We start from the raw sequence: 24,799 nt of genomic DNA on the forward strand, positions 1-24,799 counted from the left end.
CGCATGGCCGATTCCGCACCGCTTCACATCGCCTTCCTGCTGTTTCCCGGCGTCACCCAGCTGGACCTGACCGGTCCCGCGCAGGTGCTGTCGCGGCTGGGCGACGTGAAGATCGACCTGGTGGCGAAGACGCGCGATCCGGTCGAGACCGATGCGCAGTTCCAGCTGCTGCCGACCGCGACCTTCGCGGACGTGCCGCGCACCGACATCGTGTGCGTGCCCGGCGGGTTCGGCGTGGTGCCCGCGATGGACGATGCGGCGACGCTCGCCTGGCTGCGCCAGGTCGGCGCCGGCGCGCAGTGGGTGACCAGCGTGTGCACGGGATCGCTGCTGCTCGCCGCGGCCGGGTTGCTGACAGGGTATCGCGCGGCATGCCACTGGGCATCGCGCGAGCATCTCGCCTTCTTCGACGTCGAGCCGGTGGCGGAGCGCGTGGTGTTCGATCGCAACCGGGTGTCGGGCGGCGGGGTGACCGCGGGGATCGACTTCGCGCTGGCGCTGACCGCGGCGATCCGCGGCGAGGCACATGCGAAATTCGTCCAGCTCAGCCTGGAATATGATCCCGCCCCGCCCTTCGACTCGGGATCGCCCGAGCGGGCCGATGCCGAAACGCTGGCCCGCTACCGCGCGATGGTCGAACGCCTCGCGCCCGACCGCGCCGAGCAGGTGCGTGCGATCGCCAGGAGGTCGCGCCCGTGACCGCGTCCTTCGTCCCCGCCTATCCCGACCGACCGGCGGCGATCGCACCGGTCTGGCGCAGCCTGTTCAACGAGCATTCGCGCAACGCCATCGCCGGCTGGTCGCAGGCGGCATTCAGCGAATGGCATACCCGCCGGGTGGTCCTCGGGACGGTCGTCCATATCCCGCGCCATCCCGATGCGGTGGAGCGAGTGCTGCTGACCAACGCCGCCCATTACGAGAAGCCGCGGCTGGTGAAGCGGGTGGTCGCGCCGCTGCTGGGGCGCGGGCTGGTCAGTTCGGACGGCGAGCTGTGGCGGACGCAGCGCAAGCTGGTCGCGCCCAGTTTCGCGCCTGGCGCAATCATTCGCCTGACCGGACTGATCGCCGAGGCGGCCGAACGCAGTGGCGCGACGCTTCCACTTGCGGGTGCGGTCAACGTCGCAGCCCTGGCCACCGCGACGACGATGCGGATCATCGCCGAAGCGCTGTTCTCCGGCGATCCCCGGCTGATGACCGACGAGGCGTCTCGCCAGATCGAGGCGGCGCTGCTCGCGGCAGGCAAGGTGCGCGTCATGGCGCTGCTCGGCATGCCCCATGTTCGGCTGACCCCCTCGGCACGGGCGGGCGGGCGGGCCCAGCGATGGCTCCGCGACACGCTCGGCGCGATCGTGCGGGAGCGCGGACCCGAGGGAGGCGACGATTTTATCGGCGGGATGATCCGCGCCCTGCACGAACGCTTCCCGGCGGACGAGGCCGTCGAGCTGGCGATCGACAATGCCGCGACCTTCTATGTCGCCGGGCATGAGACCACGGCGAATGCGCTGGCGTGGAGCGCCTATCTGCTGGCCGGCGATCCGGCCGTGCAGGATCGCGCCCGCGCCGAGGCCGTCGCCGCGCTGGACGGGCCGGTGGAAAATCTGGCCGATCGCCTGCCCTATCTGCGGCAGGTCCTCGACGAGGCGATGCGGCTCTATCCGCCCGCGCCGCGGTTCGAGCGCGAGGCCATGGCGGACGACGCGTTGAACGGCGTGGCGATCCGCAGGGGCGACATCGTCTCGATCTGGCCGTGGCTGATCCATCGCCACCAGCGCCTGTGGGACAATGCCGATGCGTTCGACCCGGACCGTTTCGCCCCGGGCGCCGACGCGCAGCGACACCGGTTCCAGTACCTTCCCTTTGGCGGCGGCCCCCGCGTCTGCGTCGGCGCGCGGTTCGCCACGGTCGAGGCGCTGATCATCCTCGCCCACTGGCTGGCGGCGCGGCGGTTCGCGCTGGTCGAGGGCGCGGTCGTCGATCCGCTGGGCAGCGTGACCCTGCGCCCGCGCGGCGGACTGATGCTGGCAGTGACGCCCGCCTAGCCGGCGGCCAGCCTCGCCGCGCCTTTCAGGTCCTCGACGAACATCGCATATTCCTCCTCGGCCCGGTCGCGGTCTGGCAGGCGCAGCAGGAAGCTGGGGTGGATGGTGATCCAGCCCGTCCCGCCATCGGCCAGTTCGATCGGCCGGCCGCGCTCCCGGCCGATCGTCACCGTCTTGCCGAGCAGCGAGCGCGCTGCGGTGGCGCCCAGCGCGACGGTCACCTTCGGCTTCACCAGCAGGCTTTCCTGCTCGACCCACCAGCGGCAGGCAGTGATCTCGCCGGCGTCGGGCTTCTGGTGGATGCGGCGCTTGCCGCGCTGCTCGAACTTGAAATGCTTCACCGCGTTGGTGACGTAGACGGTCGAGCGGTCGATCCCCGCCTCGCCGATCGCCTTGTCGAAGACCTGGCCGGCGGGACCGACGAACGGCTTGCCCGCCAGATCCTCCTGGTCGCCGGGCTGCTCACCGACGAACATCATCCGCGCGTCGAGAGGGCCTTCGCCGAACACCGTCTGCGTCGCGGGGCGGAACAGATCGCAGCGCGTACAGGCCATCGCCTCGTCGCGCAGTGCCGCCCAGGCGGCCTCGATATTGCCGCCGGTCGCGGCACGTGACGTATTCACCATCGCCACCTCACGCTCGCGGGCGCCCGCGATCAGCTCGGAGACCAGCGTGGTCTCGGGCATGTTCTTCCAGTATTTGCGCGGCATTTCGCGCAGCATCATGCCGACCTTCAGCCGGGCCGGATTGAAGATCGAGCTGTAATAGGTCTTCCACACCGCCTCGACCGGATCGTCCGCCGGCGCATCCTCGCGGGTGGCGCCCGGTCCCTCGCACAGCGTCTCGCCATCCCAGTGGATCGACGTTTCGGGCGTGAGGATCGACCAGCGCATCGATGCGAAGCGGTTCACGAAGAACTGGGCATTGGCACGCACGATATGATGATCGGGCTCGAACCAGGCGACGAAGCGGCTGCCCTCCGGCTCTGCCAGTTCGCGGAAGCGCACGAAGGCGCGCATCTTGTGGATGTCGCGGCGAACCGAGCGGGCGAGATCCTCGAGCCGGCGTACGAGCGGATCGGCGCGATCGTCGATCCGGCGCGGTTCGGTGGCCAGCCCGGCGAGCAGGGCATAGAGCAGCGCGAACCGCTCGGGCTCGCTGTGCAGCACCACGGTCTTCGCCAGGTCCAGAAAGGCGCGCGGGACTCGCAGGCCGGCGGACGCAGCCGGCGCCAGGACCGCTTCGTCGCCGAACAGGTCCACCGGCTGGTCGCCGACCTGCCACACCACTTCCGACGGCGCAACGCGCGCGGCGACGAGCGCGCGTGCTGCGTCGCGCCATCCGTCGAAATCATCTTCCGCTTCCAAACTGACGACGCGCATCCGACCTCTTCATGCCCTGTCCGCCGCCGGCGCATGTCCGGCGGGCCCGCGTCAACGCGTCGCGGGCGATTTCGTCCCGTCGGCGCGGACAGGCGGTCCATCGGGCGGCATCGCATCGATCCACTGCCGCAGCAGTGCCGCACCCTCGGCATGGACCGACGAGCGGCCGAGTTCGGGCATCGCGATGCCGGGATCGGTGCTTTCGAGGCGATAGATCAGGAACGACCGGTCCGCATCGCCCGGCTGGATCGCGAATTCGCGCCCGCCGCTGCCGCGACCCGCCGCGACCGGCCGTTTCAGGATCCCGATCGCATTGGGATCGTCGCGCGACAGTTCGAGGAACAGGCCCGAGTTCGACGCGGCCCCCTTCGGATTATGGCAATGCGCGCAGTTGATCTCGAGATAGGCACGCGCGCGCGCATCGAGCGGCGCCTTCGCATCGTTCCAGCGTGCGACGCGCGGCGCATCGGCGGGTGCGCGGTCGAGCAGTCCGCCCGCCACCAGCGCCTGAAGCTGTCCGTCGTGATTGAGATAGCGCGCCTTGACCCCGATCGGCCGGATCTGCCCGGCAAGCGCGTGGCAGTCCTTGCACTGGTTCTGGTTGGGCACGGCATAGCTGATGCTGCGCGCCTGCCCCGCGGGATCTGTGAAGGTCACGGGGATGCGCATGCCCGCGCGCTTCAGATCGGCATCGCTGCCATCGGCGTTCCAGACATAGGGGATGGCGACCCAGCCGCTCGCCCGGCGCAGCAGCAGCCGGGTCTCGATCGGGCGAAATGCGCCGGCATGGCGATAGCCGAAGGTCTTGATCAGCGCCGATCCGACCGGGAAGTCGAATGCCGCCGCATCGTCATAGCGCGCCTTCGCCCCCGCCGGCACATAGATGAACCGCTGTTTCTCGGCATAGTCGGAGAAGAGCGCGGTCTCGAGGTCGTAACCGATCACGCGGGGTGCGGGCGCCCGCGTCTTCAGGTCGGCGAAGAAACCATAGTCCGACAGATGGGCGGGATAGCCGTCGCCGGTGATCGCCGCATCGTCGACCTGCCACGCCGGTCGGCCAAGCAGCGCGCCCGCGAACAACAGCGTCGCGAGGACGAGCGACTTCATCGCCCCGGCCTCACCGCGCCGCGGCTTCCATCGCCGGCGGCAAGGTGACCGCGGCGCGCTGCGGTACGTCGGGACCGTCGAGCGTGACGGGGGCCGGTTTCGCCGTCTCGGGCGCAGCGCCCAGCGCCATGTTCATGCTGAGCACCGGCACCGCGTCGGTCACACGCAGGCCAAGGTCCTTGCCCGTGCCGTCCCACAGGATCGGCGGGATGCTGCCGCCGAATGCCGCCTTCAACTGCTCGCCCCCCGGCAGCTGCGGCGCGAAGCCGGCGCGGCCGTGGCGATTGCCGGAGATGACGATCCTGCGCGGATAGGGGTCGTAGTTCGCGTCGGTGAAGGCGTCGCGATAGGCGATGACCATCACGTTGCTCGTCGCGTTGCCGGACAGATCGTTGTCGAACACATGGACGGTGTCGTTCGCCATGATCAGGACCCCCGTGCCGGTGCGCACGGTCGCGACGATATTGCCCGGCGGGGCGAAATTCGGCGTGTCATTATCGATGACCCGGTTGCGATAGACGCGCACGTCGCCGCCATTGCCCCGGGGCAGGCTGGGCAGGTCGAACACCAGGATGCCGCCGGTATTGTGGGTGGCGAGGTTGCCGTACACATCGGCGTTTCGGCTGTTCTCGATCTCGATGCCCGCGACATTGTGCGTCGCAGTCGAATTGCGGACGATGATCATGTCCGACTGGCCGACATAGATGCCCGCGTCGGACGCCCCCTTGACCGTGACGCCGTCGATGAGGATCTGGCTGCTCTCGACCGGATAGACGCCATAGGCGCCGTTGGTCGCCTTGGGCCCGCCGGTCCATTCGACGCGCAGATCCTTGTAGACGATCCGGTTCGCGCCCTTCGACTTGATGCCGTCGCCCTTGGTATCCTCGACCGCGAAGCCGCGCAGCACCACGTCGTCCGAGGAGACGAGCAGCCCCTCGCCCGCGCCAAGCTGGCCCTTGAAGCTCAGAACGGTCCGGTCGGGACCGGCGCCGAGCACGGTCACGCGATCGACATCGAGGCTGAGACCGTCGGTGAGTTCGAACCGGCCGGCGCCGATCCGCACGACATCGCCCGGGGCCGCTTCGATCAGCGCCGCCTGGAGCCGCTCCTGAGCGTTTGCACCGGCATCGACGACAATATCGCGCGCCAGTGCCGGCATGCCCGCCAGTATCGCGACAGCAACTACGGCCTGTCTCAGCATCCCTCTCTCCCGACTCTGTTTTGCCTGAGCTTAACGAGTCGGGAATGAATTGACAGTGGCGCAAGCACCCGTTTCGAGCGGGTCTCTCGACGATCAGTCGCGATCGTCGCCGGGATCTTCCTCTTCGGCGCGTACCAGCTCCTTGGGCTTGCGCTTCTCGAAGATGTCGGCAAGCTTCTCTTCGGTTTCGGCCGACAGTTCCTTCGCCGCGGCGGGGAACATCTCTTCCTCTTCCTCGTCGATATGATGCTCGTAGCGATGCCGCATCTTGCCGAAGGTCTCTTCCCATTCGGCGCTACCGAAGGTCATCTCGGCCAGGTCGCCGAAGAAATCATCGACTTCCTTGTGCTCGGACACCGAATGGCGCGCCTCGTCGCGCAGGTCCGGATTGGCGAGCATGGTCGCGTAGAGCGACTCCTCCTCCGCCGCGGCATGCGCGGTGATCTCGATGCGCAGTTTCTCGAACAGCGCCTCGCGGTCGTCGGTGGTCCTGTCGGCAAGCCGGGCGAGCATCTCGCGATGCTGGTCGTGATCGGCTTTCAGATCCTCGAAAATGCGTGCATCGGCCATGAGTATCTCCTCTTGCCCGCACAACTTGCCGGACCCCGCGAGGTTGCCGATGCGAACGACTCTCACTGCGTTCGGAGTGACGCCTCCAATGTTTCGACGATCTCCGCCACCGATATGGTGAAGACGCCACCCTTGGCCTCGCGCCACGTCGCAATGCCCTCGCTACCGTCAGGGAATGTCGCGGTCCGTGTCGCCAATCGAATGACGCTGGCATCCAATGTCTTTCGCGACACCGGAAGGTGCGGCAGCTCCTCGATCGCCCGATCGTCAGCGTGCACCTTCAATCCGATGATCGCGATGTGATAGATTGGCTCGCCGCGCGGATCCTTCTCCGCATGCCGGATCGAAAGCAACGAGCCTTCCTCACCGGGACGCGTGCGATATTCCCAAACCTGCCCGACGGCGTAGTCGGCACGCTCCGGTGCTGATTGAAACGGCGCCAGGAGGAGGGCGAGCAGAACCATCAGTTTCATGCCGCTGACCCTAACGCCCGCTTCAGGCGGCGAACAGCTCCAGTTGCTCGCGCTTCGGTGCGACCAGCGGGCGAAGATCGGCGCGGTCGGCCAGCGCGACCGGGCGCCAGTCCTCGGCGACCAGGAAGGGCCGGACCTTGGCGATCGATGCGGTCAGCCGTGCGACGTCGGCGAGGCGGAGCCGGCGCCAGCGGCGGGTTGCCAAGATCGCATCGACCGCCTTGATCCCCAGCCCCGGCACCCGCAACAGCGCCTCACGCGGGGCGCGGTTGACGTCCACCGGAAACCGGTCGCGAAAACGCAGCGCCCAGGCGAGCTTGGGATCGATGTCGAGCGGCAGCATCCCGGTGGCGGGATCGGCGGCGTCGGCGACTTCGCTTGCCCGATAGTCGTAGAAGCGCATCAGCCAGTCCGACTGGTACAGGCGGTGTTCGCGCATCAGCGGCGGGCGACGCAGCGGCAGCACCGCGCTTGCGTCGGGGATCGGGCTGAACGCCGAATAATAGACGCGGCGCAGGTTGAATCGTCCGTACAGGCCCGACGCCCGCTGGATGATGTCACCGTCGGTGGCCGCATCGGCCCCCACGATCATCTGGGTCGACTGTCCGGCCGGCGCGAATTTGGGCGCCGCCTTGTAGCGTTTGCGTGCGTCGCCGAGATCCTCGATCGCGGTGCGGACATCGCGCATCGCCCCCTCGATCCGCGGCACCGACTTTTCCGGCGCGAGCCGGGTCAGGCCTGCGACGGTGGGAAGCTCGACATTGATCGACACGCGATCGGCGAACAGCCCCGCCTGATGGACCAGTTCCGGATCGGCGTCGGGGATCGTCTTGAGATGGATATAGCCGCGGAAATCATGCTCCTCGCGCAGGCTCTGCGCGACGCGGACGATCTGTTCCATGGTGTAGTTCGGCGAGCGGATAATGCCGGACGAGAGAAACAGGCCCTCGATATAATTGCGGCGATAGAAATCGAGCGTCAGCGTGACGACCTCGTCCGGCGTGAACCGCGCGCGACGCACGTTCGAGCTCTTGCGGTTGATGCAGTAATGGCAATCGAACACGCAGCTGTTGGTCAGCAGGATCTTGAGCAGGCTGATGCAGCGCCCGTCGGGTGCATAGGCATGGCAGATGCCCATGCCCTCGGTCGATCCGATCCCCTTGCCGCCGGCGGAATTCCGCCTGGTCGTGCCCGACGACGAGCATGACGCGTCATATTTCGCCGCATCGGCGAGAATCGCTAGCTTCTGCCGGAGATCGAGTTGCGCCATATGTTCCTTCTATGTTCTTGAAATCGCGATGTCCAGTCGCGGTGGACGCGGCGGGCCGCAGCGGCTAACCGGACGCCATGGGGTGGGATCGAACGATGAAGCGGCTGATGCTGGGACTGGCGCTCACCTGCGCGGCGGGCTGGCTGTTCAAGAGCCATTGCACACCGGGCGGCTGGTCGATGTCCGAACAATATTCGACCGGCTGCTACAGCGATGCAGTTCCCTTCTGGGACGGGCGCGGCGTGTCGGCGGGGGCGCTGCCCTATTTTGATGCGCGGATGGAATATCCGGTGCTGACCGGAGGGCTGATCTGGGTCGAGGGCAGCATCACCCGGCTCCTGTTCGGCGCGCGCGCCAATGCCGCGCATTTCCTGTTCGTCGTCACGCTGGTTAATGCGCTGATTGCGGCGCTTCTGCTGTTCTGGTTCCGGCGCGAGGGCATGGACGGCCGGCGCCTCTGGGCCTGGGCGCTGGCGCCGCCGCTGTTCCTGTATGTTGGGCATAACTGGGACCTGCTGGCGATCGGGTTCGCCGTCGGCGCGATGCTGCTCGCCCGGCGCAAGGCGATGCCCGAGGCAGCGGCCGTCGCGGGGCTGGGACTGGCGGCGAAGCTGTATCCGGTCCTGATGCTGCCGCTGATCGGACTGGGCGCCTTGTTCCGGTCGAATACGGGCTGGGCCCGCCGGCTGCGCGATGCGGTGCTGGTGACGATCGCCGCGGTCGGTGCCTGGGCTGCGGTCAACCTGCCGGTGATCGCGGGCGCGTTCGACAACTGGACCGAATTCTACCTCTTTTCGCAGCAGCGCTCGGGCACCGCCGCCTCGATCTGGGAGATCATGGGCGTCCAGGGATGGTGGGCGACGACGATTCCCGAACGCAACCTCTATGCCGCGCTGGCATTCCTGATCGGTGCGGCGGCGATCATCGGCTTCGGCTGGCAGCGGCACCGCGACCGGCTCTGGATCCTGTTCACGCCGCTGCTCGCCTGGTTCATGCTGACCAACAAGGTCTATTCGCCGCAGTTCGACCTGTGGCTCTATCCGATGCTGCTGATGACCGCGCCGCGCCTGCGGGCAGTATGGCTCTTCGTTGCGGCGGGGATCGCAGCCTATTTCGCCGAATTCTGGTGGTTCGCCTCGACCGAGCAGGCCTGGCCCTATGTCGTGGTGCCCGGCCATATCGCGATCGCCGCGGGTGTCCGGGCGGTGGCGATGATCTGGTTGATCGTCGAGATGGTCAGGCTGCCGCCGCCGGCCTGGATCGTCCTGAAGCCCTCGGCCGAAGCCGCGCGCTGATCAGGGCAACGGCAGGACGTTTGCCGCTTCCTCGCGCTGGCGCGCCTCGCGTCGGGCCTGGGTCGCCTGGCGCACGAAGCATCCGGTCGCGCCGCTGGCGCCCACCGAACTGCAGCTGCCGGTCCCGGTGTCGCCCGCGGTCAGCGCATCCTGCTGGCGCACCGCCCAGCTTTCTCGCGCCTGGGGACGCACCTCGGCATCGCGCAGGTTGGACGGGATGCGAAACCGCTCCGCCTCGTCCAGCCGCTGGCACACGACGATTTCCTCGCCGCTGCTGTTGGTCGGGCATTTGTCGTTGCCGTAGATCACCAGCACGCCGTTGGTCGATGCGTTCTGCGCCAGCGCCGGCGCTGCCCACAGCAGCGGCGCCCCGATCAGGGCGGCAAGGGTGATCTTCTTCAGCATCGCTCTTCCTCTCTGTCGCTCCATCGGGACGATCTTATGTCTCCCTAGCTGAACGACTGCAGATCAAATTCGTTTCGACAGCCCGATCGCGACGCGGCAGCCGAGCCGGATCGCCCCGGTGAGCAGTGCATAGGCGGGTGCCTGTTCGGCGCCGCCGGCGATCGCTGCGTCGAGATGCTCGAGTTCCTCGTCGCGAAACTCGGCGACTGCGCCGCGAAGCTCGGGGTCGCTGTCGCCCATCGTGTCGAGCTGCTGCTGATAATGCCGGTCGATCTCGGTCTCGACCGCGGCGGTGCAGGCCATCGCCGCCTCCGGTCCGATCGCGGCCGTCACCGCCCCCAGCGCGAACCCGGCGACGTTCCAGAAGGGCTGGAGCGCGGTCGGACGGACGCCGCGCTGCGCGATCATCGCATCGAAGAACGCACGATGCCGCTCCTCCTGCGCCGCCATGCCCGCGATCGCTCTTGCGGACGGGGTGCGGTCTCCCATGATCGCAAGCTGGCCGCCATAGATGCGGGTCGCACCGAACTCGCCCGCCTGATCGACGCGGATCATCGTGTCGATGCTCTCGCGCCGGTCGCCGGGCTTCCAGCCGCTCATGCCGCGATCCTGGGCCGGCGCACCGCAAGCAGGAAGATCGCGACGGCGCCGCCGATCGAGAGGATGGCGTTATACCCCGCCATCGAGATGCCGAACAACGTCCACTGGGCGGCGTCGCAGCGGACCATCGGGCCCTTGCGGATCTGGTCGATGATCGATTCGGCGCTCATGCCCCTGGTCAACGACGAGGTGCAGCCGGTGATCCCCTCCCACCAATGATATTCGACGCCGGCGTGGAAGACGCCGATGCCGCCGCTGACCGCGATCAGCACTGCGGCGAAGAGCACCAGCGTCATCAGCAGCGGGCGATTGCGCGTCACCAGGAACGAGGCGGCCGCGACGATCACCGCCGCATAATGCGGCCAGCGCTGCCAGTGGCACATCTCGCACGGGTGCAGCCCGCCGATATATTGCGAGCCCAGCGCCCCGCCGAGCAGCGCCAGCGGGAGAAGCAGCGCGACGCCGCGCGCGAGGATGAGTCCGTCCCGGCGCATCGCTTACTTCTTCGCCATGCGGCCGGCGCCGCCGGTGCGGGCGATCGTGTCGATCGCGTAGTTCAGCTGGAAGTCCTCGATCCCCTTCTTCTTCAGCTCCTCGGCGGTGGCGGTGAAGCGCGGATCATCCTTGCTGTCCTCTTCCAGCAACTTGTCGTCGGCCTTGGCGGTGTTGATGAGGTGACGCCGCAGATCGGCCTCGCGCAGCACCGGGCGGCTCTTGTAATCCGGGTCGGACAGCTGCGGCACGGCCAGGTCGGGCTTGATCCCGCCTTCCTGAACCGAATGACCCGACGGGGTGTAATAGCGCGCGGTGGTCAGGCGCAGCGCGCTGCGCGGCCCCATCTGCAGGATCGACTGGACCGATCCCTTGCCGAAGCTGCGCTCGCCCATCACGACCGCGCGGTGGTGATCCTGCAGCGCGCCGGCGACGATTTCGGAGGCCGACGCGGTACCGGCATCGACCAGCACGATCACGGGCAAGCCCTTGGCCAGGTCGCCCGGCACCATCGATTCGGCATAATAGCGCTCGATATCGCTCTTCTCGCGGCCGCGCTGCGACACGATCTCGCCGCGATCGAGGAAGATGTCGGACACGCCGATCGCCTCGCTCAGCAGGCCGCCGCCATTGGCGCGCAGATCGACGACATAGCCGAGCGGCTTGTGGCCCAGCTTCTTCTCGATCTCGGCGATCGCATTGCGCGTGTCGGTCGTCGTGGTCGCGGTGAAGGTATTGATGTTGATATAGCCGACGCCCTGACGGACTTCCCACTTCACCGGCTTGGTGACGATCACCTCGCGCACCAGTCCGAAGGTCAGCGGCTTGTCCGCGCCGGGGCGCACGACCGTCAGCGTGATCTTGGTCCCCGGCTTGCCGCGCATCTGCTGGATCGCCTCGTCCAGCGTACCGCCCACGATGAACTTGCCGTCGATATGGGTGATGAAGTCGCCCGACTTGATCCCGGCGCGCGCCGCCGGCGTATCCTCGGTCGGGGCGATGACCTTCACCGCGCCGTCCTGTTCGGTCACGACGAGGCCCAGGCCGCCATATTCGCCCTCGGTCTGGATCTTGAGATTGTCGAAATCCAGCCCGTCGGCGAACGAGCTGTGCGGATCGAGCGCGGACAACATGCCCTGGATCGCACCGTCGACCAGCTTCTTGTCGTCGACCTTGTCGACATATTCGGCCTTCACCCGATTGAAGACCTCCATGAAGATATCGAGCTCACGGTAGGTCGAGGAATCGACGCCGGCCATCGCGCTCGTCGCGATCGGAGCGAGGGCCAGGGCGCTGACGGCGGCGGTGACCTGAAGAAACGAACGGATCATGTACGCACTTTCGGTGAAAACGCTGAACGGTGTCTTAGCCGGATATAGTGGCTTTTGGTGGGCGCGGCAAAGGCGGGAATGTCCCGACTCGCACGGCGGGGGCGTGGTCAGTCCAGCATGCGGGCAATGTCCATCGGGCGCCCGCGCCGACGCAGCTCGACGGTCAGCCTGGGCGAGTCCGCGCCGACCCGGCCGATCGGCGCGCCGGCGGCGATCACCTGGCCCGGCTTCACCGCGATCTGCGCCAGCCCGGTGACCAGTGACGTCCATCCCTGGCCATGATCGATGATGACGATCCCGCCATAACCGCGGAACCCCTGCGCATAGGCCACCCGTCCCCCGGCGGGGGCGACGGCCCGGGCATTCGCCGCCGGGAGCAGCGTCAACCCGCGTGCGCGAACGCCGGTGGGTGCCAGTTCGCCGAAGCCGGTCTCGATCCGGCCGGCGATCGGCAGGCGGTAAGGCGCGGCCCCTGCCAGCACCGAAGGGGCTGCGCCCTCCCCCACGCGCGCCGGCCGCGGCAGCGGCCCGGGCAGCACCGCCAGTTCCTGTTCGAGCGCCTGGGCATCGGTGCCGGTCTCGATCTGGTCGACCAGGTCGCGCGCCTGTTCGCCCAGCGCGATCGCGCGGTCGGATTCGACCAGCGCGGTCCTACCGAGCTGTCCGGCACGCAGCCGATGATCGGCCTCCAGCCGGACCAGCGCGATCCGCTCCTTCTCCACCCGCACCCGCCCCTCGCGCAGGCCGGCGATCGCGGCAACGGCCTCGCCACGCAGCGTTCGGGCGCGGGCAAGATCGGCCCGGGCGTCCGCGGTCCGCCGCTCGACCACCGGCATCACCGTGCCGAGCACGGCGCGGACATGGACCATGTCCTCGGTCGATCCGGGCTGGACCAGCGCGAGCACCGCCGGCCGGCGCGCCATCGACTGGAGCGCGGCGATCAGGCGCACGACGCTGCCCTGGCGCTCGCCCAGCCGCACCCGCTGCGCCGCCAGTTCGCGGTCGACGATCGCGAGTCGCGCCTGCGCGGCCGCGATATCCGCCTGGGCTGCCCTGATCCGCTCGGCCGCCGCCGCCTCGCGCGAGCGCGCCTGCGCCGCGGCGTCGCGTTCGCCCGCCGCCTGTCGCTCGAGTCGGTCGGATCGCTGCTGGGCGGCGCGCGATTCGGCGTCGGCCGCGGCCAGCCGCTGCTTCTGTTCCGCCAGCGTCGGGACCTGGGCACTGACTGCCGCGCCCAGCGCAAGCATCGCCACCAGCGAAACCGTCAGCACGACGCTGCGCAGCGGACCCATGGATCAGCCCTCGCGATGATAGGGGTGGTTGGCGAGGATCGAGACCGATCGCCACAATTGCTCGGCCAGCATCGCCCGCGCCATCATGTGCGGCCAGGTCGCCCGGCCAAAGGACAGCAGCAACTGCGCCTGGCTGCGCTCCTCGTCCCCGAAGCCGTCCGCCGCGCCGATCATGAATCGCGTCTCGCGAATCCCGTCGTCGCGCCAGCCGCCGATCCGGGCCGCAAGCGCCCTGGACGGCAGATTTTCCCCCAGCTCGTCGAGCAGCACCAGGCGCGCCGCGCCGTCGAGCGGCGGGACCTTGCCGCCGGTATCGGGCAACTCGGTCACGCGCGTCGGCCAGTTGATCCGCTTGAGATAACGGTCGACGAGCTCGGCCTCAGGGCTGCGTCCGATCCGGCCGCGCGCGACGATATGCAACAGCATCGGCGGACCCGCCCCTTTTCGGGATCAGGCCTGGCCCGCGTCGCCGAACGCCCACATGCGCTCGAGATTGTAGAAGCTGCGCACTTCGGGACGGAACAGATGGACGATGACGTCTCCGGCGTCGATCAATACCCAGTCCGCCGTCGGCAGCCCTTCGACCCGCGCGGAGCGGCCGAACTCGGCCTTGATCTTCTCGGCGAGCTTGGCGGCCATCGACGCGACCTGCCGCGTCGAGCGACCGCTGGCGATCACCATGTAATCGGCGATGCTGCTCTTTCCCGCGAGCGGGATCGAGACCGTTTCGACGGCCTGATCGTCGTCGAGCGACGAGAGCACGAGCTGATGCAGCGCCTCGACGCTGCCATCGGCATCGGGACCGTTCGTCGCATGGGGGTGTGTGGCCAAGAGGACTCCTAGGGGTTCGACGGGTATGTGCCTGATGATGGTGGAGACGGCGAAACGAAACGCCGATGCCAGGCGGGATCGGCAGCCCGAAGGCCTGTTGCCGAAGTCGGATCAGGGCGGAAGCGCAACAGCACGAGTGCCGGCAATCTCCAACGCGTCCAGCTCTTTGCCTGGCCTGCGGGCCGCACAGCGCGCCGCAGCCAACTCATCGCAACACTTGCGTGAGCGTCGCTATCATAACCCGGGCGGGCGATTACCGCAATCGGAACCTGCCGGGCGATATCGCGCCAGTCCCGCCACTTGTGGAACTGTGCCAGATTGTCCGCGCCCATCAGCCAGATGAAGCGATGCTTGGGATAGACGCGCGGCAATTTGCGCAGGGTATCGGCAGTGTATCGCGTCTTCAGCCGCTTCTCGACCGCAGTCGCGCGAATCGGCGCGTGCCGCGCCATGCGCCTCGCCGATGCCATGCGCGCCTCGAACGGTGCCATGCCCGATTCGGACTTCAGAGGATTGCCGGGCGACACCATCCACCACACCTCGTCCAGGCCCAGCGCGCGCAGGGCGTGGATCGAGATCGCGCGGTGCCCCTTGTGCGCGGGATTGAACGACCCGCCGAGCAGACCGATGCGCTTCAAGGGCGGGTCTGGCCCGTTCCCCGCACCACCCATTTATAGGTGGTGAGCCCCTCCAGCGCGACCGGGCCGCGGGCGTGCAGGCGCCCCGTCGAGATTCCGATCTCCGCACCCAGGCCGAATTCGCCCCCATCGGCGAACTGGGTCGATGCGTTCCACATCACGATCGCGCTATCGACGCCTGCCAGGAATCGCTCGGCCCGGGCAGCGTCTTCGGTGACGATCGCGTCGGTATGATGCGAGCCATGCGCGGCGATATGCGCCATCGCCTCGTCCAGCCCGTCGACCAGCTTCACCGCCAGGATCGAATCGAGATATTCGGTGTCCCAGTCCGCCTCGTCCGCTGCGACCGCACGCGGTTCGATCGCGCGGATTTCCGCACTGCCGCGCAGCTCGCAACCGGCGTCGGCAAGCGCTGCGAGCACCGGCGCCGGATCGGCGAAGGCGCGATCGATCAGCAGCGTCTCAGTCGCGCCGCAGATGCCGGTGCGGCGCATCTTGGCGTTCAGTGCGATGTCGCGCGCCATCGCGGGGTCCGCCGCGCCGTCGATATAGCTGTGGTTGATGCCGTCGAGATGCGCGAGCACGGGCACGCGCGCCTCCGCCTGGACCCGCGCCACCAGGCTCTTGCCGCCGCGCGGGACGACCAGGTCGATCAGCCCCTCCGACTGGAGCATCGCGCCGACTGCGGCGCGGTCGGTAATGCCGACAAGCTGGATCGCATGCGCGGGCGCACCGGCCTCGTCCAGTCCGCGGGCCAGCGCGGCGTGGATCGCGCGATTGCTGTGGATCGCCTCCGATCCGCCGCGAAGGATCGCGGCATTGCCCGACATGAAGGCAAGCGCCCCGGCATCCGCGGTCACGTTCGGGCGGCTTTCATAGATGATGCCGATCACGCCGATCGGTACCCGGACGCGCGTCAGCACCATCCCGTTGGGACGCTCGGCACGATCGATCACCTGTCCGACCGGATCCGCGAGAGCGGCCACCGACTCGATGCCCGACGCCATCGCCTCGACGCGTCCGGCGTCCAGGCGCAGGCGATCGAGCAACGCGGCCGTCAGGCCGTTCTCCCGACCGGACGCCATGTCGGTCGCATTGGCCTCGAGGATTGCGGCGCTGTCGGCGCGGATGGCGGCTGCGGCGGCACGCAGCGCTTCCGCCTTCTTCGCGCTGGCCATGCCGGCGAGGCGGATTGCGGCGAGACGCGCGCGCGACGCGAGCTCGTTCATCAACGACTGCGGATCGATCCCGGACATGGGCTGGCCGCTAGCACGTCGCCGTCGAAGCTGGTAGCAAAAGCGCATGGGGGACTTCGAAGCTGCTGGCGAACTCGTCACCGGAGCCATGGCTGGCCGTGCGGTGGAACCGCACGCCGGCGAAGGTCATGGCCATGATCCGCTCTGCCTGAATTGCGGCACCGCGCTGATCGGCAATCACTGCCATCGCTGCGGCCAGCCGGGGCATGTCCACCGATCGCTCGGCGCGATCGGGCACGAGATCCTGCACGGTGTCGCCCATTTCGAAGGCAAGCTGTGGCGTACCCTGCCGCTGCTCGCCTGGCGACCGGGCGAGCTGACGCGGCGCTATGTCGCCGGCGAACGGGCGCGATTCGTGTCGCCGATGGCGCTGTTCCTCTTCTCGATCTTCACGATGTTCGCGGTATTCCAGATCGCCGGTATCCAGGCGCCGACCGATCTCAACACCGTCACTGCGGGTACGATGATCTCGGAGCTGCGCGCCGACGCGGTCGAGAACCGAGCGAAGGCGATCGCAGCCCGCGACAAGCGCGCGGCCGACGACCCCAGGCGTGCCAGATACGACACGCGAATCGCCGAGGCCGAGGCGACGATCCGCCAGCTCGACGCGATCCCGCGCGGCGCCCGACCGGAGCCGCCCGAGGTCCACACCAATATCAAGACCTTCGACAAGGGTATCAGCAAGTGGCAGCAGAACCCGTCACTGATGCTCTACAAGCTTCAGACCAACGTCTATAAATTCTCCTGGTTGCTGATCCCGCTGTCGCTGCCGTTCGTGTGGATCCTGTTCTTCTGGAAACGCGAATACCGGCTGTACGACCATACGGTGTTCATCACCTATTCGATCGCATTCATGTCGCTGCTGTTCATCGTGCTGACGATCGCCAACGCGGTCGGGGTGACCGGCCCCTGGCTCATGGCGGCCGGGATCCTCGTACCGCCGCTCCACATCCTCCGTCAGATGAAGCAGGCCTATCGGCTCGGCTGGGTGTCCGCCGTGATCCGCACCGTCGTCCTGTGCTTCGGCATCACGCTGATCGTCGGCATTTTCCTGACGATCCTGGTGACATTGGGTCTGTTCGGCTGAACGATCGCCACCGGAAGACAAGGCCCTGAAATGAAAAGCCCCTCCGCGACACATGTCGCGGAGGGGCTTTTCATTTCAGCACGGATTACGCTTCGATCAGGCGCCCTGCGGCGCCGGATTGCCGAACGGACCCGGACCCTTGGGCCGGCGGATCTTCGGCACCGAAGTGCCGCCCGCAGCCACCGGGGCGGCGGTCGCGCCCGGATCGTTGCGGCCGATTTCCTCGCCCGCGACCAGCCGCTTGATCTCGTCGCCGGTCAGCGTCTCATATTCGAGCAGCGCATTGGCGAGCGTGTGGAGCTGGTCGATATGGTCGGTCAGCACCGTCTTGGCGCGGTCCAGACCACCCTCGACCAGGCGCTTGATCTCGGCATCGATCAGTTGCGCCGTCTCGTTCGACATATTGGCCGGACGCGACATCTGGTACCCCAGATAGCTCTCGTCCGAACCGCCATATTCGAGCGGGCCGACCGCGTCGGACATGCCCCAGCGCGTCACCATCGAACGCGCGAGGCGGGTCGCCGACTGGATGTCGCCCGATGCGCCCGAACTGACCCGGTCATAGCCGAAGATCAGTTCCTCGGCGACGCGGCCGCCCATCGCGATCGACAGGTGCGCATACATCTGGTCGCGGTGGAGCGAGTGGCTGTCGCGTTCGGGCAGGCGCATCACCATGCCCAGCGCGCGGCCGCGCGGGATGATCGTCGCCTTGTGGATCGGATCCGATGCCGGCTCGTGGATCGCGACGATCGCGTGGCCCGCCTCGTGATAGGCGGTCATGCGCTTCTCGTCCTCGGTCATGAGCATCGACTTGCGCTCGGCGCCCATCATGACCTTGTCCTTGGCCTCCTCGAACTCGCTCATCGCGACGAGCCGCTTGCCCCGGCGCGCGGCGAGCAGCGCGGCCTCGTTGACGAGGTTGGCCAGATCGGCGCCCGAGAAGCCCGGCGTACCGCGGGCGATGACCCGGGGATCGACGTCGGGCGCCAGCGGCACCTTCTTCATATGGACCTGAAGAATCTTCACCCGGCCCTCGATGTCCGGCGTCGGCACCACGACCTGGCGGTCGAAGCGGCCCGGACGCAGCAGCGCGGGGTCGAGCACGTCGGGACGGTTGGTCGCGGCGATGATGATGATGCCTTCGTTCGCCTCGAAGCCGTCCATCTCGACCAGCAGCTGGTTCAGCGTCTGTTCGCGCTCGTCATTCTGGTTGCCGATACCGCCGCCGCGGGACCGGCCGACCGCATCGATCTCGTCGATGAAGACGATACAGGGCGCCGACTTCTTGGCCTGTTCGAACATGTCGCGCACGCGGCTGGCGCCGACGCCGACGAACATCTCGACAAAGTCCGAGCCGGAGATGGTGAAGAAAGGCACGCCCGCCTCGCCCGCGATCGCACGGGCGAGCAGCGTCTTGCCGGTACCGGGCGAGCCGACCAGCAGCGCACCCTTCGGGATCTTGCCGCCCAGCCGGGCGAACTTGGTCGGGTCCTTCAGGAACTCGACGATCTCCTGCAGTTCCTCGCGCGCCTCGTCGATGCCGGCGACGTCGTCGAAGGTGACCTTGCCTTCCTTCTGCGTCAGCAGGCGGGCACGCGACTTGCCGAAGCCCATCGCGCCGGAGCCCGAATTCTTCTGCATCTGGCGCAGCACGAAGAAGGCGATGCCCAGGAACAGCAGGAACGGCAGCGACTGATAGAGCAGGATCATCCAGAAGCTGGGCGTCTCTTCGGGACGCGCCGTGATCTGGACATTCTTCTTCAGCAGGCGGTCGACCAGTTGCGGGTCACCGGGGTTGATCGTCCGGAACTTGGTGTCGTCGCTCAGCGTGCCGCTGATCGACCGCTCCGCGATACTGACATCCTTGACCTGGCCGCCATCGACCTTCTGGACGAAGGCTGAATAGCTGATGCCGGTGCCGGCGGGCTGCGCCGCACGGTCGCCGAACAGGTTCACGAACAGCGCGAGCGCCGCGAGGATGCCCACCCAGATCAGCAGGCTCTTCATCCACGGGCTGCCGCCCGGGGTCTCGCCGCCGCCGCCGCCATTCTGCTTGTCGTTGTCGTTCATTCGGGTCTGATACCTTCTGCGTCGACTTCAAGATAGGCACGAGGCGGTCAATGGCAATGCAACAACGTCGATCAGTGTGATCGATGCGGCGGGGCCGGCCGGAAATGCCAGAGTCCGCGCAGCGCACGCGCCTGTACGCCCGCAATCGTCGCGACGCCGCCTGAACCTAGCATGGCGATCAGCCGATCCAGTCCCTGATCGCGCCACGGCGCATCGGCACCGCGCGCACAGCGGACATGATCGATCGCACGGTGCGCCAGTCGTCGGCGCAGCTCGCGCGGAAGGTCGGCGGGGTCGAGCCACGCCTCGCCCCCCTCCAACCGCAGCCGCAGCGCCGCCTCGCGGTCGGTTGCCCAGCCAAGCGCCTCCTCCGCGTCGCGCAGTGTCGTCGCCGAATGGGCCAGGCGCTGCGCCAGCAGATCGGGTGTCGCCGCGATCAGCGCGCGCATCCGGCTGCGGTCGAACCGGGGATCGCCGTTCGACGGGTCATGGGCCGCGGTCAGACCGGCCTCGCGGACCAGCCGTTCCAGCTCGCAGCGCGCCCAGCCGAGCAGTGGCCGGATCAGGCTCACCCCTTCGCCCAGCGACCGGACGGGCCGCATGGCGGCCAGGCCTGCGACGCCGGCGCCGCGGCGCGCGCGCATGAGGAAGGTCTCGGCGACGTCATCGCGCTGATGCGCGACCGCAACCCAGCGCGCACCGATGCCGTTCGCCCAGCTCGCGAGCGCGCCATAGCGCGCCTCGCGCGCCTGTTCCTGGAGATTGCCCTGGGTGTTCCAGCCGGGCGGAAGCGACAGGGTCGCATGCGGCACGCCCAGCGCGGCACTCATCCTGGCGACCGAGCGTGCCTCCCCGGCGCTTTCGGCCCGGAGCCCGTGATCGACCGTCGCGACGCGCACGGCGTCGGGAAAGGCAGCGGCAGCGAGCAGCAGCATCGCGACGCTGTCGGCACCGCCAGACACCGCGACGGCCAGCGGGACTGCGGAGGTCGGTGTCTGGCCGGTCAGCGATTCGACGTCGGTGCGGAACCGCGCGACCAGCCCGGGATCGGGCCGGCTCACGTCAGCCGCACCGGGTCACTTGCACTTGTGCCGCGTGCGGCCAGCGGCGACGCCCGACTTGATCTCGGCCGAAATCGAATCGCCATAGCTCTTTTCGAGCTCGCCATAGACGCGGCAGATCTCGCTCGACGGCTTGTTGAGCTTCTCCAGCGCCTGGGCAAGGAAGTACAGGCTGTCGGGCGCGCGCTCGCCCTTGGGGTTCTTCGAATAATTGTCGAAAAAGGTCTTGGCCGCGAGGCTGGGTGCGCCGGCGTCGAGATAGGCGCGGCCCAGCAGGTTCTGGGCATAGCTGGCCCGGCGGTGATTCGGATAGGCAGTGACGACCGCCTCTAGCTCCTTGCGCGCCTCGGGATAGAATTTGGCCTCCCACAGGCGATAGCCATAAAGATAGCCATTCTCGGCCGGATCGGCGCCATTGGGCTTCTGGATCGCGGCAAGCTGTTCCGCGCGGGCTCCGGTCGGACGTGCCGGCGCCGGCACGGGCGGGGCAGCCGCGGTGCCGCCATTGCTCCCGCTGCCGCCGGTTGCGGGACCGTCGGCGCCGCCGCGCACCGGCACGGCCGAGAGCGAATCTTCCAGCGCACGGATCCGGGCATCGGTGCTGCGCTTATAGGCTGCGAACGCATCCTCGAGCTGGTTGACGCGGTTCTGGGTCTGCTCGGTCTGGCCGGTCAGCGACTGGAGCTGACTTTCCAGCGACGCGATCCGCTGCGTCAGGTCGGCGACCGGGCTGCTGGCGGGAACGCCAGGAATCTCGACCGGGGACTGTTCGGGCCGGATCTGCGGCTCGACCGTCGCGCCCGCGCCGCCCGGGAACACCTTGCGCTGCACCGCCCGCATCTCGCGTTCGAGCCGGTCGACCCGACCCTCGACGGACGACTGGGCATGGGCGGTTCCGGTGAATCCAAGCACGGAAGCCAGCGCGGCGGCAGCAATCAGAAAACGCATTATCACATCCCCGGGGGAGAATTCTGGAACAAGGTCATTGGCACGGACAGCCTGTCACGGCGATTTACGGGGCGGGTGTCTCGGCCGGGTTCGGCGCCGCCGGCACCGGCGCCAGGACGGCGGCCGGTGTGGAGGCAACCGGCGGACGCGGCGTCGGGCGGGCGGAAGCCGGGGTCGTGGTTGCGGCGGGCGTGCCGCCCTGACCGCGTGCCGACAACGCCGCCGCACTCACTTCGACATCGACCGTCTGCGCGGTCGCGCTCAGCGGCGGGACGTTCGACCCGTTCAGCGTCACCTGGATACGATCCGGGCGCGCGGTCCGCGCCCGCGGCTGCTGCGCGTCGGCGGGCACGTCGTAGCGCTCGCCCTTGGTCATTTCCTTTTCGAACAGCACCTTGCCGCTGCCGTCGGAAACGCGCAGCCACACCGGATCGGTCGCGATCAGCGATACCTGGCCGACACCGGGCTGAACCGGCGCCGTCTCGTTCGCGATCTCGGGCGCGGGATCGACCAGATTGTCGATCGTCTCGGGCGCCGGCGCGGTCGCGCGGAACAGGTCGGTGCCATAATAGAGGCCGGCGGCGACGGCGATCAGCACCGCCACGATCACCGTGACCCAGACGAGCCCGTTGGGCGCGCTGCGCGTGGGATCGCGCATCTCGTAGGACGGGACGGTCGAGATGCGATCATAGCTGGTGTGCGTCAGTTCGCCGCGCAGGTCGCGCGCGATCGCCACCTCGTCGGCGCCGACGGCGCGCGCATAGGCCTTGGCAAAGCCCAGCGCATAGGTCGACGAGGGAAGGGAACCGTAATTCGAATTCTCGATCGCCTCGAGATGGCGTTGCGGAATGCGCGTCGCCGCGGCGACGTCGGCAAGGCCCATGCCCTTCGCTTCGCGCGCGGCGCGCAGCTTCTCTCCCACCGTGGTGGGAAACAGCTGGGCCTGGGATTCGGGCTGCTCGCCTTCCATTCATCTCTCCGGCGGAAGGGGTTTCTGCTGCTCCGCCCTGGGGGGCGGTGTCACCCACGAGCACGCGACTGTCAACGACGCGTTCATCGGATCCGCCTTCGGTTCAGGCCAGTTCGACCGAATGCTCCGCGGCCCACCCCTCGAGCGACTCGCGCAGCGAGCCCTGCGGGCGCACCAGCGCATTTTCCATATGTTCGAGCAACTTGGCCCGGTCGAGCGAGCGAACCATCGCCTTGACCGGCCCCACCGCGGCAGGGCTGATCGACAACCGGTCGATACCGAGCCCGAGCAGCGCCATCGCCTCCAGCGGTCGCCCCCCCATCTCGCCGCATACCGCGACCTGCACGCCCGCCGCCTGGGCCTCCATCGTCACCCGCTTCATGAAGCGCAGGATCGAGGGGCTCAGCCAGTCGTAGCGCAGCGCAAGCCGGGGATGCGCACGGTCCGCCGCGAACAGGAACTGGGTCAGGTCATTTGTCCCGATCGACAGGAAATCGATCTTGGGCAGGAGGATGTCGAGCACCTCGGCAAGCGCCGGCACCTCCAGCATCGCGCCATAGCGGATCTCGGCGGGCATCTTGCGCCCCCGCGACGCCAGCCAGGTGCGCTGCGCCTCGAACAGGGCGTGCGCCTCCTCGAATTCCCAGGGTTCGGACACCATTGGGAACATGATGTTCAGCGTCCGCCCCGCCCCCGCCTCGATCAGCGCGCGCGCCTGCGCCTTCATCAGGCCGTCGCGCGACAGGGCGAGGCGCAGCGCGCGCCAGCCCATGGCGGGATTCTCCTCCTCGCCATTCTCGTCATGGTTCAGATAGGGCAGCGCCTTGTCGCCGCCGATATCGACGGTGCGGAAGGTCACTGGGCGATCGCCCGCGGCATCGAGCACCGAACGGTACAGCTTCTGCTGGTCCTGCTGGCGCGGCAGCGTCGCCGACACCAGGAACTGGAATTCGGTACGGAACAGCCCGATCCCGTCGGCGCCGGTCAGATCGAGCGCGGCGACATCGTCGCGCAGGCCGGCATTGACCATCAGCGTGACGCGGTGGCCATCGGCCGTCACCGGCGCCTCGCCGCGCAACTGGGCGAAGGCGGCGCGGCGCTTCTGGCTGAGTTCCAGCTTCGCCTCGAACGCTTCCTCGGTCGCGGTGGTCGGGCGGATGAACAGGCTTTCCTCGCCGACGTCGAGCAGCAGCATGTCGCCCTCGGCGATCAGCTTCTTGACGTCGCGCACCCGTCCCAGGACGGGGATCCCCATCGCCCGCGCGACGATCGTGACATGCGCGGTGAGTGAGCCCTCCTCCAGCACCACGCCCTTCAGCCGGCGCCGGTCATATTCGAGCAGTTCGGCAGGGCCCAGGTTGCGCGCGATCAGGATCGAATCCTGGCGCAGCCCCATCTGCGCGGCGGTGCCAAGCTGGCCCGACACGATCCGGATCAGCCGGTTCGACAGGTCCTCCAGGTCGTGCATCCGGTCGCGCAGCAGCGGATCGTCGATCTCGCGCATCCGCATCCGTGTCCGCTGCTGGACCCGCTCGATCGCCGCCTCTGCGGTCAGGCCGGAATCGATCGCCTCGTTGATGCGGCGGCTCCAGCCCTCGTCATAGGCGAACATCTTGTACATCGCGAGCACCTCGTCATGCTCGCCGCCCACGCCGAACTCGGCCTGGCTCGCCATCCGGTCGATCTGCTCGCGCATCTTGTCGAACGCGGCATAGACCCGGTGACGCTCGGCCTCGGTATCCTCGGCGACGGTATGTTCGATGACGATGCGCGGCTGGTGATAGACCGCGACGCCGCTCGCCATGCCTTCGACGATGCGGAAGCCCGAGACACGAACGGCTGCGGTCGACTGCATCCGCGTCGTCCCGCCGCTTCCCGCAGCCGCCACGTCGATCAGGTCGGCATTGGCGATCAGCTCGGACAGCACCATCGCGACGGTCTGCAGCGCCTCGATCTCGACATCGTCATATTTGCGCGCGGCGGCATGCTGGACCGCCAGCACGCCCACTGCCCGCTCGCGCCGGATGATCGGGACGCCGGCGAAGCTGTGATATTTCTCCTCGCCCGTCTCCGGGCGATAGGCGAAGTCGGGATGCGATGCCGCCTCGTCGAGGTTCAGCGTCTCGACATTGCCGGCGATCGTGCCGACCAGGCCCTCGCCCAGCGCCAGCTTGGTGACGTGCACCGCCTCCTGCGCCAGCCCGCGCGTCGCGAACAGTTCGAGCACGCCTTCGCGCAGCAGATAGATCGAGCAGACCTCGCTATCGAGCGCCTCGCCGATGATGTTGACGACGGCATTGAGCTTGGCCTGGGCGGGAAGACGCTTCGCCATCACGTCGTGAAGACGCGTGAGGATCTCGCGTGCGGAAGCGACTGCGCTCAGGGCCATGCGGAAGCGCTAACAGATCATGTCGCCCGCTGCCAATGCACCTGTTCGTTTCATGCGGATATGGCGCAAATCGCGCACGCTCCGGTCGGGCT

At 68.0% G+C, this 24,799-nt stretch carries 24 protein-coding genes; 4 read left to right on the top strand and 20 right to left on the bottom strand.

All coding sequences use genetic code 11. The annotated features are described in order from the left end of the window. Nucleotides 1-3 precede the first annotated feature (3 nt). Entirely contained in the window at nt 4-699 is a 696-nt protein-coding gene (locus TPR58_RS14920; protein WP_346247502.1) for a DJ-1/PfpI family protein, read from the top strand. Then, nucleotides 696-2,039, top strand: coding sequence for a cytochrome P450 (locus tag TPR58_RS14925; protein WP_346247503.1), 1,344 nt, complete (start codon nt 696-698; stop codon nt 2,037-2,039). The genes TPR58_RS14920 and TPR58_RS14925 overlap by 4 nt, the downstream gene beginning before the upstream one ends. On the opposite strand, the gene TPR58_RS14930 is transcribed toward TPR58_RS14925, so the two are convergent. The 6 genes from TPR58_RS14930 to TPR58_RS14955 form a co-directional block, all read right to left on the bottom strand. Beyond that, nucleotides 2,036-3,421 (bottom strand): UdgX family uracil-DNA binding protein, encoded by a 1,386-nt coding sequence (locus TPR58_RS14930; RefSeq protein ID WP_346247504.1) that lies wholly within the window; start codon nt 3,419-3,421, stop codon nt 2,036-2,038. The two genes, TPR58_RS14925 and TPR58_RS14930, sit on opposite strands and share 4 nt — an antisense overlap. A 51-nt stretch (nt 3,422-3,472) precedes the next feature. Next, on the bottom strand, nt 3,473-4,528 hold the full coding sequence (locus TPR58_RS14935) for an SO2930 family diheme c-type cytochrome (protein WP_346247505.1): 1,056 nt from the start codon (nt 4,526-4,528) through the stop codon (nt 3,473-3,475). Nucleotides 4,529-4,538: 10 nt separating this feature from the next. Next, a complete protein-coding gene (locus tag TPR58_RS14940; RefSeq protein ID WP_346247506.1) occupies nt 4,539-5,729 on the bottom strand; it encodes a parallel beta-helix domain-containing protein in 1,191 nt (396 codons plus the stop codon). A 93-nt stretch (nt 5,730-5,822) separates the two neighbouring features. Then, the gene (locus TPR58_RS14945) at nt 5,823-6,299 is read right to left on the bottom strand and encodes a hemerythrin domain-containing protein (RefSeq protein WP_346247507.1); all 477 of its coding nucleotides are present in this window, start codon (nt 6,297-6,299) and stop codon (nt 5,823-5,825) included. Nucleotides 6,300-6,361: 62 nt separating this feature from the next. After that, nucleotides 6,362-6,772, bottom strand: a complete 411-nt coding sequence (locus TPR58_RS14950; protein WP_346247508.1) for a hypothetical protein — start codon at nt 6,770-6,772, stop codon at nt 6,362-6,364. A 22-nt stretch (nt 6,773-6,794) separates the two neighbouring features. Continuing rightward, on the bottom strand, nt 6,795-8,042 hold the full coding sequence (locus tag TPR58_RS14955; RefSeq protein ID WP_346247509.1) for a putative DNA modification/repair radical SAM protein: 1,248 nt from the start codon (nt 8,040-8,042) through the stop codon (nt 6,795-6,797). 95 nt (nt 8,043-8,137) lie between these two features. Here TPR58_RS14955 and TPR58_RS14960 point away from each other — a divergent pair, with 95 nt between their 5' ends. Then, the gene (locus TPR58_RS14960) at nt 8,138-9,337 is read left to right on the top strand and encodes a hypothetical protein (RefSeq protein ID WP_346247510.1); all 1,200 of its coding nucleotides are present in this window, start codon (nt 8,138-8,140) and stop codon (nt 9,335-9,337) included. On the opposite strand, the gene TPR58_RS14965 is transcribed toward TPR58_RS14960, so the two are convergent. From TPR58_RS14965 to TPR58_RS15005, 9 genes are all read right to left on the bottom strand, one after another. Continuing rightward, nucleotides 9,338-9,742: a hypothetical protein gene (locus TPR58_RS14965; RefSeq protein WP_346247511.1), complete on the bottom strand. Its 405-nt coding sequence runs from the start codon at nt 9,740-9,742 to the stop codon at nt 9,338-9,340. It lies immediately after the preceding gene. A 63-nt stretch (nt 9,743-9,805) separates the two neighbouring features. Continuing rightward, nucleotides 9,806-10,342 (bottom strand): demethoxyubiquinone hydroxylase family protein, encoded by a 537-nt coding sequence (locus TPR58_RS14970; protein ID WP_346247512.1) that lies wholly within the window; start codon nt 10,340-10,342, stop codon nt 9,806-9,808. Further along, complete coding sequence (locus TPR58_RS14975; protein ID WP_346247513.1) at nt 10,339-10,836, bottom strand: disulfide bond formation protein B; 498 nt, start codon at nt 10,834-10,836, stop codon at nt 10,339-10,341. The genes TPR58_RS14970 and TPR58_RS14975 overlap by 4 nt, the downstream gene beginning before the upstream one ends. A gap of 3 nt (nt 10,837-10,839) precedes the next feature. Continuing rightward, on the bottom strand, nt 10,840-12,165 hold the full coding sequence (locus TPR58_RS14980; protein WP_346247514.1) for a S41 family peptidase: 1,326 nt from the start codon (nt 12,163-12,165) through the stop codon (nt 10,840-10,842). 107 nt (nt 12,166-12,272) lie between these two features. Further along, entirely contained in the window at nt 12,273-13,457 is a 1,185-nt protein-coding gene (locus TPR58_RS14985) for a murein hydrolase activator EnvC family protein (RefSeq protein ID WP_346247515.1), read from the bottom strand. A 3-nt stretch (nt 13,458-13,460) separates the two neighbouring features. Continuing rightward, entirely contained in the window at nt 13,461-13,883 is a 423-nt protein-coding gene (locus TPR58_RS14990; protein ID WP_346247516.1) for a 23S rRNA (pseudouridine(1915)-N(3))-methyltransferase RlmH, read from the bottom strand. A 24-nt stretch (nt 13,884-13,907) separates the two neighbouring features. Further along, a complete protein-coding gene (rsfS, locus tag TPR58_RS14995) occupies nt 13,908-14,288 on the bottom strand; it encodes a ribosome silencing factor (protein ID WP_346247517.1) in 381 nt (126 codons plus the stop codon). Between the two features lie 8 nt (nt 14,289-14,296). Then, nucleotides 14,297-14,926: a nicotinate-nucleotide adenylyltransferase gene (locus TPR58_RS15000; protein ID WP_346247518.1), complete on the bottom strand. Its 630-nt coding sequence runs from the start codon at nt 14,924-14,926 to the stop codon at nt 14,297-14,299. Continuing rightward, nucleotides 14,923-16,182, bottom strand: coding sequence for a glutamate-5-semialdehyde dehydrogenase (locus tag TPR58_RS15005; RefSeq protein ID WP_346247519.1), 1,260 nt, complete (start codon nt 16,180-16,182; stop codon nt 14,923-14,925). Before TPR58_RS15005 ends, TPR58_RS15000 begins: the two co-directional genes overlap by 4 nt. A 46-nt stretch (nt 16,183-16,228) precedes the next feature. On the opposite strand from TPR58_RS15005, the gene TPR58_RS15010 reads away from it, so the two are divergent. Continuing rightward, a complete protein-coding gene (locus TPR58_RS15010) occupies nt 16,229-17,269 on the top strand; it encodes a DUF3667 domain-containing protein (RefSeq protein ID WP_346247520.1) in 1,041 nt (346 codons plus the stop codon). Between the two features lie 96 nt (nt 17,270-17,365). On the opposite strand, the gene ftsH is transcribed toward TPR58_RS15010, so the two are convergent. The 5 genes from ftsH to ptsP all read right to left on the bottom strand — a co-directional run bounded on the left by ftsH (nt 17,366) and on the right by ptsP (nt 24,707). Further along, on the bottom strand, nt 17,366-19,339 hold the full coding sequence (ftsH, locus tag TPR58_RS15015) for an ATP-dependent zinc metalloprotease FtsH (RefSeq protein ID WP_346247521.1): 1,974 nt from the start codon (nt 19,337-19,339) through the stop codon (nt 17,366-17,368). Nucleotides 19,340-19,410: 71 nt separating this feature from the next. After that, nucleotides 19,411-20,400, bottom strand: coding sequence for a tRNA lysidine(34) synthetase TilS (gene tilS, locus TPR58_RS15020; protein ID WP_346247522.1), 990 nt, complete (start codon nt 20,398-20,400; stop codon nt 19,411-19,413). 15 nt (nt 20,401-20,415) lie between these two features. Continuing rightward, nucleotides 20,416-21,348, bottom strand: coding sequence for a tetratricopeptide repeat protein (locus TPR58_RS15025; RefSeq protein WP_346247523.1), 933 nt, complete (start codon nt 21,346-21,348; stop codon nt 20,416-20,418). A gap of 64 nt (nt 21,349-21,412) precedes the next feature. Further along, on the bottom strand, nt 21,413-22,318 hold the full coding sequence (locus TPR58_RS15030; protein ID WP_346247524.1) for a helix-turn-helix domain-containing protein: 906 nt from the start codon (nt 22,316-22,318) through the stop codon (nt 21,413-21,415). Between the two features lie 103 nt (nt 22,319-22,421). Then, the gene (ptsP, locus tag TPR58_RS15035; protein WP_346247525.1) at nt 22,422-24,707 is read right to left on the bottom strand and encodes a phosphoenolpyruvate--protein phosphotransferase; all 2,286 of its coding nucleotides are present in this window, start codon (nt 24,705-24,707) and stop codon (nt 22,422-22,424) included. Between the last annotated feature and the right edge of the window lie 92 nt (nt 24,708-24,799).

This window comes from Sphingomonas rustica, assembly GCF_039652585.1.
GTDB classification, from domain to species: domain Bacteria; phylum Pseudomonadota; class Alphaproteobacteria; order Sphingomonadales; family Sphingomonadaceae; genus Sphingomonas; species Sphingomonas rustica.

Excerpts from the sequence above, each read along its gene's own strand:
- TPR58_RS14920 (WP_346247502.1), top strand. The coding sequence starts at position 4 with ATGGCCGATTCCGCACCGCTTCACATCGCCTTCCTGCTGTTTCCCGGC.
- TPR58_RS14930 (WP_346247504.1), bottom strand. The coding sequence starts at position 3,421 with ATGCGCGTCGTCAGTTTGGAAGCGGAAGATGATTTCGACGGATGGCGC.
- TPR58_RS14935 (WP_346247505.1), bottom strand. The coding sequence starts at position 4,528 with ATGAAGTCGCTCGTCCTCGCGACGCTGTTGTTCGCGGGCGCGCTGCTT.
- TPR58_RS14940 (WP_346247506.1), bottom strand. The coding sequence starts at position 5,729 with ATGCTGAGACAGGCCGTAGTTGCTGTCGCGATACTGGCGGGCATGCCG.
- TPR58_RS14945 (WP_346247507.1), bottom strand. The coding sequence starts at position 6,299 with ATGGCCGATGCACGCATTTTCGAGGATCTGAAAGCCGATCACGACCAG.
- TPR58_RS14950 (WP_346247508.1), bottom strand. The coding sequence starts at position 6,772 with ATGAAACTGATGGTTCTGCTCGCCCTCCTCCTGGCGCCGTTTCAATCA.
- TPR58_RS14955 (WP_346247509.1), bottom strand. The coding sequence starts at position 8,042 with ATGGCGCAACTCGATCTCCGGCAGAAGCTAGCGATTCTCGCCGATGCG.
- TPR58_RS14960 (WP_346247510.1), top strand. The coding sequence starts at position 8,138 with ATGAAGCGGCTGATGCTGGGACTGGCGCTCACCTGCGCGGCGGGCTGG.
- TPR58_RS14965 (WP_346247511.1), bottom strand. The coding sequence starts at position 9,742 with ATGCTGAAGAAGATCACCCTTGCCGCCCTGATCGGGGCGCCGCTGCTG.
- TPR58_RS14970 (WP_346247512.1), bottom strand. The coding sequence starts at position 10,342 with ATGAGCGGCTGGAAGCCCGGCGACCGGCGCGAGAGCATCGACACGATG.
- TPR58_RS14975 (WP_346247513.1), bottom strand. The coding sequence starts at position 10,836 with ATGCGCCGGGACGGACTCATCCTCGCGCGCGGCGTCGCGCTGCTTCTC.
- TPR58_RS14980 (WP_346247514.1), bottom strand. The coding sequence starts at position 12,165 with ATGATCCGTTCGTTTCTTCAGGTCACCGCCGCCGTCAGCGCCCTGGCC.
- TPR58_RS14985 (WP_346247515.1), bottom strand. The coding sequence starts at position 13,457 with ATGGGTCCGCTGCGCAGCGTCGTGCTGACGGTTTCGCTGGTGGCGATG.
- TPR58_RS14990 (WP_346247516.1), bottom strand. The coding sequence starts at position 13,883 with ATGCTGTTGCATATCGTCGCGCGCGGCCGGATCGGACGCAGCCCTGAG.
- TPR58_RS15005 (WP_346247519.1), bottom strand. The coding sequence starts at position 16,182 with ATGTCCGGGATCGATCCGCAGTCGTTGATGAACGAGCTCGCGTCGCGC.
- TPR58_RS15010 (WP_346247520.1), top strand. The coding sequence starts at position 16,229 with ATGGGGGACTTCGAAGCTGCTGGCGAACTCGTCACCGGAGCCATGGCT.
- ftsH (WP_346247521.1), bottom strand. The coding sequence starts at position 19,339 with ATGAACGACAACGACAAGCAGAATGGCGGCGGCGGCGGCGAGACCCCG.
- TPR58_RS15025 (WP_346247523.1), bottom strand. The coding sequence starts at position 21,348 with ATGCGTTTTCTGATTGCTGCCGCCGCGCTGGCTTCCGTGCTTGGATTC.
- TPR58_RS15030 (WP_346247524.1), bottom strand. The coding sequence starts at position 22,318 with ATGGAAGGCGAGCAGCCCGAATCCCAGGCCCAGCTGTTTCCCACCACG.
- ptsP (WP_346247525.1), bottom strand. The coding sequence starts at position 24,707 with ATGGCCCTGAGCGCAGTCGCTTCCGCACGCGAGATCCTCACGCGTCTT.